Annotated in this window: 10 protein-coding genes; 4 read left to right on the forward strand and 6 right to left on the reverse strand. The window is 64.8% G+C overall.

The window, feature by feature from the left end; genetic code table 11:
* Window positions 1-273 precede the first annotated feature (273 nt).
* The 3 genes from HPF_RS09805 to HPF_RS09815 all read right to left on the reverse strand — a co-directional run bounded on the left by HPF_RS09805 (window position 274) and on the right by HPF_RS09815 (window position 4,453).
* Complete coding sequence (locus tag HPF_RS09805) at window positions 274-1,350, reverse strand: alpha-hydroxy acid oxidase (RefSeq protein ID WP_133156495.1); 1,077 nt, start codon at window positions 1,348-1,350, stop codon at window positions 274-276.
* Window positions 1,347-2,036 (reverse strand): Fe2+-dependent dioxygenase, encoded by a 690-nt coding sequence (locus HPF_RS09810; RefSeq protein ID WP_133156496.1) that lies wholly within the window; start codon window positions 2,034-2,036, stop codon window positions 1,347-1,349. Before HPF_RS09810 ends, HPF_RS09805 begins: the two co-directional genes overlap by 4 nt.
* A gap of 77 nt (window positions 2,037-2,113) precedes the next feature.
* The gene (locus tag HPF_RS09815) at window positions 2,114-4,453 is read right to left on the reverse strand and encodes a TonB-dependent receptor (protein WP_243721717.1); all 2,340 of its coding nucleotides are present in this window, start codon (window positions 4,451-4,453) and stop codon (window positions 2,114-2,116) included.
* Here HPF_RS09815 and HPF_RS09820 point away from each other — a divergent pair.
* The 3 genes from HPF_RS09820 to ahpF all read left to right on the forward strand — a co-directional run bounded on the left by HPF_RS09820 (window position 4,452) and on the right by ahpF (window position 7,047).
* Entirely contained in the window at window positions 4,452-4,706 is a 255-nt protein-coding gene (locus HPF_RS09820) for a hypothetical protein (protein WP_127806237.1), read from the forward strand. The genes HPF_RS09815 and HPF_RS09820 overlap by 2 nt on opposite strands.
* Before the next feature lie 85 nt (window positions 4,707-4,791).
* Entirely contained in the window at window positions 4,792-5,367 is a 576-nt protein-coding gene (ahpC, locus tag HPF_RS09825; RefSeq protein ID WP_066154756.1) for an alkyl hydroperoxide reductase subunit C, read from the forward strand.
* A gap of 99 nt (window positions 5,368-5,466) precedes the next feature.
* The gene (gene ahpF, locus HPF_RS09830; protein WP_133156497.1) at window positions 5,467-7,047 is read left to right on the forward strand and encodes an alkyl hydroperoxide reductase subunit F; all 1,581 of its coding nucleotides are present in this window, start codon (window positions 5,467-5,469) and stop codon (window positions 7,045-7,047) included.
* Window positions 7,048-7,128: 81 nt separating this feature from the next.
* On the opposite strand, the gene HPF_RS09835 is transcribed toward ahpF, so the two are convergent.
* The 3 genes from HPF_RS09835 to HPF_RS09845 all read right to left on the reverse strand — a co-directional run bounded on the left by HPF_RS09835 (window position 7,129) and on the right by HPF_RS09845 (window position 11,031).
* Window positions 7,129-8,853: a cation acetate symporter gene (locus tag HPF_RS09835; protein WP_066154620.1), complete on the reverse strand. Its 1,725-nt coding sequence runs from the start codon at window positions 8,851-8,853 to the stop codon at window positions 7,129-7,131.
* On the reverse strand, window positions 8,850-9,158 hold the full coding sequence (locus HPF_RS09840) for a DUF485 domain-containing protein (protein WP_066154617.1): 309 nt from the start codon (window positions 9,156-9,158) through the stop codon (window positions 8,850-8,852). The genes HPF_RS09835 and HPF_RS09840 overlap by 4 nt, the downstream gene beginning before the upstream one ends.
* Before the next feature lie 424 nt (window positions 9,159-9,582).
* Window positions 9,583-11,031, reverse strand: a complete 1,449-nt coding sequence (locus HPF_RS09845) for an IS1182 family transposase (RefSeq protein ID WP_133156498.1) — start codon at window positions 11,029-11,031, stop codon at window positions 9,583-9,585.
* Between HPF_RS09845 and HPF_RS09850 the strand changes: the two genes are divergently transcribed.
* A complete protein-coding gene (locus tag HPF_RS09850) occupies window positions 10,996-11,328 on the forward strand; it encodes a DUF4212 domain-containing protein (RefSeq protein WP_243721718.1) in 333 nt (110 codons plus the stop codon). The genes HPF_RS09845 and HPF_RS09850 overlap by 36 nt on opposite strands.
* Window positions 11,329-11,345: the final 17 nt, after the last annotated feature.

Consider the following 11,345-nt stretch of genomic DNA (forward strand, 5'->3'; position numbering starts at 1 on the left):
TGCCTCGCGTGCGTCGCCGGCAGACGGTGCCGGAGGGACGGGAAGGCCAAGAGCGGCGGAACTCATAGTGTAGGTGTCGTCGGAACGGAGCCGGTCCCTGTCAGGGGCGGAACACCCACCACAGGGCGCCCAGCAGCAGGGCAAGGCTGACGAAGAGGGTGGTCAGGGTTCCGGTCATGGTGAGCTCTCTGGTGAAGGCGTTGGGCCGAAAAACGATGTCGTGATTATAAATGAGAATGGTTCGTATTCTTTAAATGGGCAAAATTTTTCTGCTCACGAGCGCGGCTGCAGATGCGCGGGTCCCAGTTCTTCGAGCGTGCGGCAGCCGCACAGCGCCATGGCGATCTCCAGCTCGTCGCAGATCAGACGCAGCACCTGGGCGACACCGGCCGCGCCGGCGTTCGCCAGCCCGTGCAGCACCGGGCGGCCGACCAGCACCGCGCTGGCGCCCAGCGCCAGGGCTTTGAGCACGTCGGTGCCGCGGCGCACCCCACCATCGACCAGCACCGGCAGGCGACCCTCCACCGCGGCCACGACCTCGGGCAGCAGGGTGGCGGTGGCGGGCAGGGTGTCCAGGGTGCGGCCGCCGTGGTTGGAGACGATCACCCCCGCGGCGCCGTGCTCGACCGCCAGGCGGGCGTCGTCCGGATGGGTGATGCCTTTGAGCAGGATGGGCAGCCGCGTGACCGAGCGCAGCCAGGCCAGGTCTTCCCAGGTCGGGGCGTGCTCCGCCAGGCCGCCGCACAGGCCAGGGCCGCCGGCCGACATGGCGACGCCGTCGGGCAGGTTGACCGCCGCCACCCCGGGGGGCAGCTGGAAACCGGTGCGGCGCTCCTGGTCGCGGCTGCCCTGGACGGGGGCGTCCACCGTGAGCACCAGGGCCTCGTAGCCGGCGGCCTCGGCGCGCGCCACCAGCGACTGCGTCAGACCGCGGTCGGGCTGCAGGTAGAGCTGGAACCACAGCGGTCCGCGGGCGGCCTCGCCGTGGGCGAGGCGGGCGACTTCTTCCATGGGCACCGAGGCCTGCGTGCTCAGCACATAGCCCAGCCCCATCACCGCCGCCGCCAGTGTGCTGGCCCGTTCACCCTGTGGGTGTGCCACTCGCTGGTAGGCCATGGGGGCCACCAGCAGCGGGTGGGCCAGTTCCCGACCGAGCAGCGTGCGGCGCGTGTGGCCGCCGGCGAGCTGACACAGCACCCGGGGGCGCAACTGCAGGCGCTGCCAGGCGGCGCGGTTGTCCCGCAAGGTGATCTCGTCGGCGGCCCCACCGCAGAGGTAAGCCCAGATGTCTGGTGCCATGCGCTCTTTCGCAAGGCGTTCGTGGTCTTCCAGCGTGACGGGCTCGGTCATGTTTCTGCCCACATGCGCAGCAGGTTGTGGTACGTCCCGGTCAGGCCTGTGGTTTCGGTGGTCTCGCCATGGCGCTGGCGCAGCGCCAGCAGGTTCATGTCGAGCTCGTAGAGCAGGCGGCGCTGCTCGTCGCTGCGCACCATGCTCTGCACCCAGAGGAAGCAGGCCAGGCGTTCGCCGCGCGTGACCGGCGTGACCTGGTGCAGGCTGGTGCCGGGGTAGAGCACGGCGTGGCCGGCGGGCAGCTTGACGCCGCGCGTGCCGTAGGTGTCGCTGACGGTGAGCTCGCCGCCGTCGTACTCGCCGGGGTCGTTCAGGAACACGGTGCAGGAGACGTCGGTGCGCACGTACTCGGTGCCGGCGGTCGTGGCCTTGAGGCGCACGGCGTTGTCGATGTGGTTGCCGTAGGTGTTGTGCTCGCCACCGTAGCGGTTGATGCGCGGGGTGAAGATGCGCAGCGGCAGGGCGGCGCTGAAGAACAGGGCGGAGCGGTTCAGTCCGTCCAGCACCATCTGCCGGATGCGGGTCGCGGCTTCGCAGTCGTGCGGCAGCTGCTGGTTGTTCTTGACGGTGAGTGCCTGCGGGCCGGCGCTGTCGCGGCCATCGGCCCAGGGGGCGCTGCGCAGCAGGTCGCGCGCGGTGCGGATGTCGTCGGGCGACAGGATGTCGGGCAGGGTCAGCAGCATCGTGGGCTCTGTCGTGGTTTTTCAGCGGAAAAGCCGCCCGGCTTGCGCGGGGCGGCTGTAGGGGCCTGGGTTTGAAATCAGAACTTCAGGCTGGCGGTCACCTGCAGCGTGCGGCCAGCACCCGGGATGTAGTGCGCCGGGTAGAGCTGGTCGGCGTAGAGCTTGTCGGTGGCGTTGGCCAGGTAGGCCTTGATCGACAGGCGGTCGAAGTCGAACGTGTACTCCGCCATCAGGTCCACGGTGGTGTAGGACGGCACCTTGAAGGCCACGCGGGTCGGGCTTTGCGCGCTGCGGAAGTTCAGGCCGGCTCCCAGGCGCAGGCGGGGCGTGAACTGGTAGGTGCTCCACACCGTGCCGCTGTGCTCGGGCGTGAGGGACGGGCGGTCACCCGGGCGCTCGCCGATGGCCGACTGGGCGCAGGCGCCGGTGGCCGGGCAGGGCGCGGCCTGGTCGACGCGCGCCACCGGCAGCCACATGTAGGAGCCGTAGACCTCCCACTGCGGGGTCAGGCGGCCGGTGACGTCGGCCTCAAAGCCAGCCACATGGCGCTTGCCGCTGAGCACGGTGACCGGCAGGTCCGGGTCGGTGTTGCGCTCGTTGGTCTTGGTCGAGCGGAAGACGGCCAGCCGGGTGGAGAAGCGCTTGTCCGCCGAGTCGAGCTTGGCGCCGAGTTCGAGGTTGACGCTCTTTTCCGGATCGGTGTCGGCGTTGGAGGCGCTCAGCGAGTAGGCGTCGCCCGAGGTGTTGAACGACGAGCCGGCGGACACGTGGAAGGAGTGCAGCGGGGTCGGCTGGAACAGGGCACCGATGCGCGGGCTGAACTCGGAGACGTGCATGCGGTACTTGGTGGCCGTGACCGGGCCGGGGGCCGCATCCGGGATCGCGTTGATGTCGTAGTCGCCGTTGAGGTTGTCGTAGCGCACGCCGCCAACGACCTTCCAGGCAGGGGCCACCTGGATCACGTCCTGCACATAGGCGCCGACGCCGGTGGCCACATAGGCGTTGTTCACCCGCAGCACGCGGCTGGCTTCGTTCACCGAGGCGCCGTCTTCCGGGGTGCCGATGGTGGTGGTGGGTTTGGTGATGTTGACGCCACCCTGCGCGGCCGAGCGCGCGGCGTACACCGTGCGCTCCTCGCGGGAAACGTCGACGCCGGCGATCAGCTCGTGCTTGACGCCCAGCGCGTCGAACTTGGTGCTGAAGTCCGACTGCGCCTGGACCGAGTCGAGCTTCTGGATCTTCAGGTGGGTGCCGCGGGTGAGGACGGTGCCGGGGCCGAAGTTGTCCAGGCTGACCGAGGTCGGGCAGTTCGGGTTGGTGATGGCGCCGGTCTGCTGGTTCACGCCCTGCGTGCACAAGCGGATCGCACCCGAGCGCAGATCGCGGTCGAACTTGCCCACGCGCACCTGGGTCTTGAGTTCGCTGTCGCGGCTGAAGCGGTGGGTGTGGGCCAGGCCGGCGATGGTGGCACTGGAGTCGTTGTAGTCGCTGGCCAGGCCGTAGTTGGTGTCGGGGTCGACCGGCAGCAGCGTGCGGTCGCTGGAACCGCGGGCCGGGGCAATGAACGGCATGCCGTAGTTGACGCCGTTGTTGTTGTCCAGGTGGTAGAGGTTGGCGAGGAACTCGTCGCGCTCGCCGATGCCGGTGCGGTAGGCCACCGCCATGCCGCGCTTGTCCAGGCTGGCGCCGCTGCCGTTGTTGTCGGCCTTGGTGGCCATGGCGTTCAGGCGCAGCGCCGAGCTGTCGCCGGTCATGATGTTGAAGTCGCCCGTGGCGCGCACGTACTTGTGGTTGCCCAGGGTGAGGTCGACCTGGTGCTCGTCGATCAGCCGGGGCACCTTGGACACCTGGTTGACGGCGCCGCCGGTGGAGCCACGGCCGAACAGCATTGAGGCCGAGCCGCGCAGCACTTCCATGCGGTCCATGGCGAAGGTGTCGCGGTCGTAGATCGCGGGGTCGCGCATGCCGTCGATGAACAGGTCGCCGGTGGCCTGCAGGGCGAAGCCGCGCAGGCGGATATCTTCCTCGCCACCCTCGGCGGCCAAGAAGGTGATGCCGGCGGTGTTCTTGAGTGCTTCCTTGACGGTGTCGAGGTTGCGGTCGTCGATCAGGCGTTCGGTCACGACCGTGACCGACTGAGGGATGTCGCGCAGCTGCTGCTTGCCCTTGCCGATGGTGGTCTCGGTGGCCTGCAGCGCGTCCTTGCCTTCAGGGGCCAGGGCCTTTTCGCGCACGACCACGGTGGGTAGCTGTTTGTCTTCGCTGGCGGGCGCGGTCTGGGCCAGGGCGCCAAAGGAGCTGGCCAGCAGCATGGCGCCCAGGGGCAGCATCACGCCGGAGGCGGCGGGCAGGTTGGCGGATGGGGCGGGGAGGGGGCGGCCGGCACGGGCGCGCAGGTTCTTGCGACGTTGGGACATGGAAGCTCGGGTCGAACAGGTTGTCGGCTGGCTTCAACGCAAGGCGCTGTGGCTGGCTGGATCGCCGATGATATTGCAAACAAAAACGATTCTCAATAAAGTCTTTACCCGGCAGACATTTTTTGCGCTATTTGTAGCAAGCAGTCCACAGCATCCGAGCCTGTCGACGGGGTGGGTGATTGCTGCACAGCAGCAGAAACTATCGGCCTCATGTAAACTATCAATGCGGAAAATTGATAGATGTCGACTATGATTCACCCCGTCGCGATATCCATCGCTTCCCGTTTCCGATTCCCTTCAACCTCTTCACAGGAAAAACCATGTCCATGATCAACGCGCTGTCCATCATCAACACGCAAGTGCAGCCCTTCAAGACCACCGCCTTCGTCAACCGCACGGGCAAGGGCGAGTTCATCGAAGTGACCGAGAAGAGCCTGCAGGGCAAGTGGTCCGTGCTGATCTTCATGCCGGCCGCCTTCACCTTCAACTGCCCGACCGAGATCGAGGACGCCGCCGACAACTACGCCGAGTTCCAGAAAGCCGGCGCAGAGGTCTACATCGTCACCACCGACACCCACTTCTCGCACAAGGTGTGGCACGAGACCAGCCCCGCCGTGGGCAAGGCCAAATTCCCCCTGGTCGGTGACCCGACGCACCAGCTGACCCGCGCCTTTGGCGTGCACATCGAAGAAGAAGGCCTGGCCCTGCGCGGCACCTTCGTGATCAGCCCCGAAGGCGTGATCAAGACCATGGAAGTGCACTCCAACGAGATCGCCCGCGACGTGAAGGAAACCGTGCGCAAGCTCAAGGCCGCCCAGTACACCGCAGCCAACCCCGGCCAGGTGTGCCCCGCCAAGTGGAACGAAGGCGCCAAGACCCTGGCTCCTTCGCTGGACCTGGTCGGCAAGATCTGATCCCCGCTGAGTGTTGAGCGTCGGGCGTTCGGCGGCCATCCGCCGAGCGCCCTTCACCCAACGCTTCGCGCACAACGCACCACATTCAAGGAGTCCACCATGCTCGACGACACCCTCAAAGCCCAGTTGCAGCAGTACCTCGGCATGCTGCGCCAGCCCATCACGCTGATCGCGTCGCTGGACGAGAGCGACACCGGCGCCGAGATGCGCGAGCTGTTGCAGACCATTGCCAGCCTGTCGGACAAGGTCACGCTGGACACCGCGGGCAACGACGCCCGCAAGCCGTCCTTCGTGATCGCCCGTGCCGGCGAAACCACAGGCGTGCGCTTTGCCGGCCTGCCGCTGGGCCACGAGTTCACCTCGCTGGTGCTGGCGCTGCTGTGGACCGGTGGCCACCCGCCCAAGGTCGAGCAGGAGGTGATCGACTCGATCAAGTCGCTCGACGGCGAGTACAGCTTCGAGGTCTACATGTCCCTGACCTGCCACAACTGCCCGGACGTGGTGCAGGCGCTGTCGCTCATGGCCATCGTCAACCCGAAGATTCGCACCGTGGTGATCGAGGGTGGCGCCTTCCAGCAGGAAGTGACCGAGCGCGAGATCATGGCCGTGCCCATGGTGTTCATGAACGGCCAGGTGTTCGCCTCCGGCCGCATGAGCGTGGAAGAGATCGTGGCCAAGCTCGACACCAAATCCGGCGAACGCGAAGCCGCCAAGCTCAACGCCAAGGACGCCTACGACGTGCTGATCGTCGGCGGTGGCCCGGCCGGTGCTGCGGCGGCGGTGTACGCGGCCCGCAAGGGCATCCGTGTGGGCATCGCGGCCGAGCGCATGGGTGGTCAGGTCAACGACACCATGGCCATCGAGAACTACATCTCGGTGCTGGAAACCGACGGCCCGAAGTTCGCCGCCGCGCTGGAAGCCCAGGTGCGCCACTACGAGGTGGACGTGATGAACCTGCAGCGTGCCGACAAGCTGATCCCCGCCAGCGAGCCGGGCGGCCTGGTGCAGGTGCAGATGGCCAACGGTGGCGTGCTCAAGGCGCGCAGTGTGATCCTGTCCACCGGTGCGCGCTGGCGCAACGTCAATGTGCCGGGCGAGCAGGAATACAAGAACAAGGGCGTGGCCTACTGCCCGCACTGCGACGGCCCGCTGTTCAAAGGCAAGCGCACGGCGGTCATCGGCGGCGGCAACTCGGGCGTGGAGGCCGCCATCGACCTGGCCGGCATCGTCCAGCACGTCACGCTGATCGAGTTCGCCGACCAGCTCAAGGCCGACGCGGTGCTGGTGAGCAAGCTCAAGAGCCTGCCCAACGTGACCATCCACGTGAACGCGCAGACCACCGAGATCACCGGCGACGGCAGCAAGGTCAACGGCCTGAAGTTCAAGGACCGTGTGAGTGGTGAAGAACAGCTGGTGCCTCTGGAAGGCGTGTTCGTGCAGATCGGTCTGGTGCCCAACACCGAGTTCCTCAAGGGCACGGTCGAGCTCAGCCGTTTCGGCGAGATCGTGGTCGACGCCAAGGGCCACACCAACGTGGAAGGCGTGTTCGCAGCGGGCGACTGCACCACGGTGCCGTACAAGCAGATCGTGATCGCTGCAGGCGAGGGCGCCAAGGCCGCGCTCAGTGCGTTCGACCACCTGATCCGCACCCCCGTGCCGGCCGAGATGGTGCCGGCCTGAACGTCACAACCAGGGCGTCGTTGGGAAAAGAAAAGGGCCACCGCATGAGCGGTGGCCCTTTCTCATGGCAAGGTCAGAAACTCAGTGACCCGATGCGCCCGATGCACCGATGCCGGTCTCGGAGCGAACCTGCTGGGCCACGAAGCCCGCGCGGTCCTTCTTGGCACGCGCGCTGTTGTCCAGGATGGAGAACAGCCAGATGCCGACGAAGCCGATGGTCATGGAGAACAGCGCGGGCGAGGTGTAGGGGAACAGCGCCGAGCCCTTGGGGTTGCCCAGCGTGGCTTCCCACACCGAGGGCGACACGACGGTCAGCGCGACCGACGAGATCAGGCCCAGGAAGCCGCCGATCACCGCGCCCTTGGTGGTGCAGTCCTTCCACAGCACGCTCATGAAGAGCACCGGGAAGTTGGCCGAGGCGGCAATCGCGAAGGCCAGCGACACCATGAAGGCGATGTTCTGCTTCTCGAAGGCAATGCCCAGCACCACGGCGATGATGCCCAGTGCAATGGTGGTCATCCGGGACACGCGCAGCTCGTCGGCACTGTTGGCCTTGCCCTTCTTGATCACGGTGCCGTAGATGTCGTGCGACACGGCCGAGGCGCCCGAGAGCGTCAGGCCGGCCACCACGGCCAGGATGGTCGCGAAGGCCACGGCCGAGATGAAGCCCAGGAACACGTTGCCACCCACGGCGTTGGCCAGGTGCACCGCCGCCATGTTGTTGCCACCCAGCAGGCCGCCCTTGGCGTCGAGGAAGTCGGGGTTGGTCAGCACGAAGGTGATGGCGCCGAAGCCGATGATGAAGGTCAGCAGGTAGAAGTAGCCGATCCAGCCAGTGGCCCACATCACGCTCTTGCGCGCTTCCTTGGCCGAGGGCACGGTGAAGAAGCGCATCAGGATGTGGGGCAGGCCGGCAGTGCCGAACATCAGCGCCATGCCGAAGCTGATGGCAGAGATCGGGTCCTTCACGAAGTTGCCGGGGCCCATGATGGACTGGCCGGCCGCAGCGGCTTCTTCGGACGTCTTGCCCGCCGCGCTGGCCAGGCCCGCCTTGATCTCGACCGACTTGGCGAACATCGCCTCGGGGCTGAAGCCGAAGTGCCACAGCACCATGAAGGCCATGAACGAGGCGCCGCCCAGCAGCAGGCAGGCCTTGATGATCTGCACCCAGGTGGTGGCTGTCATGCCGCCGAACAACACGTAGACCATCATCAGCGCGCCGACGATGATCACCGCGATGTAGTACTCCAGGCCGAACAGCAGCTTGATCAGCTGGCCCGCGCCCACCATCTGGGCGATGAGGTAGAAAGCCACCACGACCAGCGTGCCCGAGGCCGCGAAGATGCGGATGGGCTTCTGCTCGAAGCGGAAGGCGGCCACGTCTGCGAAGGTGAACTTGCCCAGGTTGCGCAGGCGCTCGGCCATCAGGAAGGTGATGACCGGCCAGCCGACCAGGAAGCCGATGGAGTAGATCAGGCCGTCAAAACCCGAGGCCATCACGGCCGCCGAGATACCCAGGAAGGATGCGGCCGACATGTAGTCGCCTGCGATCGCCAGACCGTTCTGGAAACCGGTGATGCCGCCTCCGGCGGTGTAGAAATCGGCGGCGCTCTTGGTCTTGGCGGCGGCCCACTTGGTGATGAACAGCGTGGCCACCACGAACAGCGCGAACATGGTGATCGCGGTCCAGTTGGTGGCCTGTTTTTCGGCCTGGCCGAGATCGGCCCCCGCAGCCAGAGCGGCGGCAGAAACGGCGAACAGCGAGGCGAGGGTCAGGGCGGGGCGCAGCAAGGTGCGGGTGTTCATTTGTGCACCTCGGTGATGATGGCGTGGGAGAGGTCGTCGAACTCGCTGTTGGCGCGGCGAACGTAGATCGCGGTGATCACGATGGTGAACAGGATCACTCCGAAACCGACGGGGATGCCCACTGTCATGACGCCTTCACCCAGGCGCTGCGACAGCCACTCCTTGTTGAAGGCCACCAGCAGGATGAAGCCGTAGTAGACGATCATCATCGCGGCGGTCAGCCACCAGCCGAAGCTGGAACGCTTGCGCCGGAGTTGCTGGTATTTGGGGTTGTCCAGGATGCGCTGGACCATCTTGTCTTCCATGGAGTCCTCCTTTGGATGGAAACGCTCCGCAGGCTAAGTGGACCCTCTTACCTAGGACTTACCCTTGGATTACAGCAGCTGACGGGCCGCAGCAATTTAGCTGTAAGGAATCGCAACCAAAGTCCGCCGCGTAGTACCTGGGAAAGCCCTTTTTCGGGTACACACAGCGTGGCGGCGTCAGCCGTCGAAACTGCAAACGCATCACTTAGAGGAGACAACTTTCATGAGTAGTGAAAGCAACGCGAAGGCCTATTGGTCTGCAACGCTGGGAGGCCGTGTGACAACTCCCTGGCAGTTCGGGCGAGTCACGCTCAAACCGCAGATTTTTCGGCTTTAGCGAATTGACGTCGTCTGAGCGTCGGCAAGGCGACGCTGGAGCGTATTCGAGGCTTTACATCGGGCCTTCAGCGGCTGCAAAGGGCGCCTATCCGCCCAACAACCGCATCGCCTTCTTGGACTCCTCAAAGCCCAAGATGGCAAGGACGCGTTTGAAGTTGTACGCCAACACGTTCAGGCTCATCTCGGTTGCGACGTTCTGCATGCCTCGGGTCAGGAAGTGCGTCCAGCCCATCCAGTGCTTGAGGGTTCCGAAGACGTGTTCAACGGTGCTCTTGCGCACGGTCATGGCGTTGGACATCTGGTCTAGCCGTTGCTGGGCCCTGTCCATGACTTCCTCATGCTCCCATCTCCTGATGCGTCGGTAATTGCTCGTTGTGCATTGCGCCTTCATTGCACAGCCAGGGCAAGCACTGGACCAATAGATGCTGATCTGCAGTCCAGCCTCTTCTCGGCTGAAGCGGTGGATGGCTCGTTCGCCTGCTGGGCACTGGTATTCGTCGGCATCAGCGATGTAGATGAAGTCTGTCTTGTCAAACCGGCCCTCTGCTCTCGCATTGGATGTCATGGGCTTGGGTACAAGCGCTGCAATCCCGGCGTCGTCACAAGTCTTGAGCTCCATACCGTTGTAGTAACCGCGGTCGGCAATGGCCTTCAATCGGCGCTTTCCCATCACATCACGCGCGGCCATTGCGATTGCACTGAGCTGTGACCGGTCGCTGCCATTGTTGGTGACCTCATGGGCGACGATCAGATGATTCTTCGTGTCGACCGCTGTCTGCACGTTGTAGCCCACCATGGCCGTCCCCTTGGCGCTGTGGGTGGTCATTGCACGTGCGTCAGGGTCCGTCTGGGAGAGCTGCCGATCAGGCAGCGTCTCCAGTTGCGCCTTGACGACTTGAAGGTCTTGCAAGCGCTGGCGCATCTTTTGGATCTTGCCTTGCAGACGCTCGGTCTTTGCCTGCATCTCAATGGGCTGGGTTCGATCCGCAGTCTCAAGGGCATCAAGGTAGCGCTGGATGCTCTCCTCCAGCTCCCGTTCACGTCGCTCGATCTTGCCTGGCGTGAAGTTGCGCTCGCGGTTGTTGACAGCCTTGAACTTGCTGCCGTCGATGGCCACAACGGCGTCGGTGAACAGCTTCAACTCGCGGCACAACATCACGAAGCGACGGCAGACGTTGCGAATGCCTTTGCCGTTGTCGCGGCGGAAGTCTGCAATGGTCTTGAAGTCAGGGGCGAGCCGGCCGGTCAGCCACATCAGTTCCACGTTGCGCTGGCATTCGCGCTCCAGTCTGCGGCTGGACTGGATGCGGTTGAGATAGCCGTAGAGGTACAGCTTCAGCAGCACTGAGGGGTGGTACGAAGGCCGCCCGGTTGACGCCGGCTGCAAGCCCTGGAACTCCAGAGACGCAAGGTCCAACTCGTTGATGAAGGCATCCACGATTCGAACCGTGTTGTCCTCTGCGATGAAGTCATCCAAGCATTCCGGCAGCAATGTGACTTGCTGCCTGTCCTGACCTTCGATGAATCTGGACATATTGACCTCGCTGTTCAATATGTCTGCGGACTCTACCGGCTGGATAACAAAGCTGCGAGAGGGTTTTCACACGGCCTCCTGGGACTGCTGACCAAGGTGCTGGTCATCTGGTTCGTCGTGTCCTACCTGGCCGGCATCATTTTTGCCAGCGCGCTCAACAGCATCAAGCTGGGCGGCTACCCCCTGGGCTTCTGGTTCGCCCACCAGGGATCCATCTACATCTTCATCGCGCTGATCTTCTGGTACGCGAAGAAGATTGGTGACATCGATCGCAAGTTCGGCATGCAAGAAGACTGATCAAGAGGACATCACAC

Origin of the sequence: Hydrogenophaga pseudoflava, assembly GCF_004353865.1 — a bacterium.
GTDB classification, from domain to species: Bacteria; Pseudomonadota; Gammaproteobacteria; order Burkholderiales; family Burkholderiaceae_C; genus Hydrogenophaga; species Hydrogenophaga pseudoflava.

Excerpts from the sequence above, each read along its gene's own strand:
- HPF_RS09820 (WP_127806237.1), top strand. The coding sequence starts at position 4,452 with ATGGAAGCTCGGGTCGAACAGGTTGTCGGCTGGCTTCAACGCAAGGCG.
- HPF_RS09815 (WP_243721717.1), bottom strand. The coding sequence starts at position 4,453 with ATGTCCCAACGTCGCAAGAACCTGCGCGCCCGTGCCGGCCGCCCCCTC.
- HPF_RS09840 (WP_066154617.1), bottom strand. The coding sequence starts at position 9,158 with ATGGAAGACAAGATGGTCCAGCGCATCCTGGACAACCCCAAATACCAG.
- HPF_RS09835 (WP_066154620.1), bottom strand. The coding sequence starts at position 8,853 with ATGAACACCCGCACCTTGCTGCGCCCCGCCCTGACCCTCGCCTCGCTG.
- ahpF (WP_133156497.1), top strand. The coding sequence starts at position 5,467 with ATGCTCGACGACACCCTCAAAGCCCAGTTGCAGCAGTACCTCGGCATG.
- HPF_RS09805 (WP_133156495.1), bottom strand. The coding sequence starts at position 1,350 with ATGACCGAGCCCGTCACGCTGGAAGACCACGAACGCCTTGCGAAAGAG.
- HPF_RS09845 (WP_133156498.1), bottom strand. The coding sequence starts at position 11,031 with ATGTCCAGATTCATCGAAGGTCAGGACAGGCAGCAAGTCACATTGCTG.
- HPF_RS09810 (WP_133156496.1), bottom strand. The coding sequence starts at position 2,036 with ATGCTGCTGACCCTGCCCGACATCCTGTCGCCCGACGACATCCGCACC.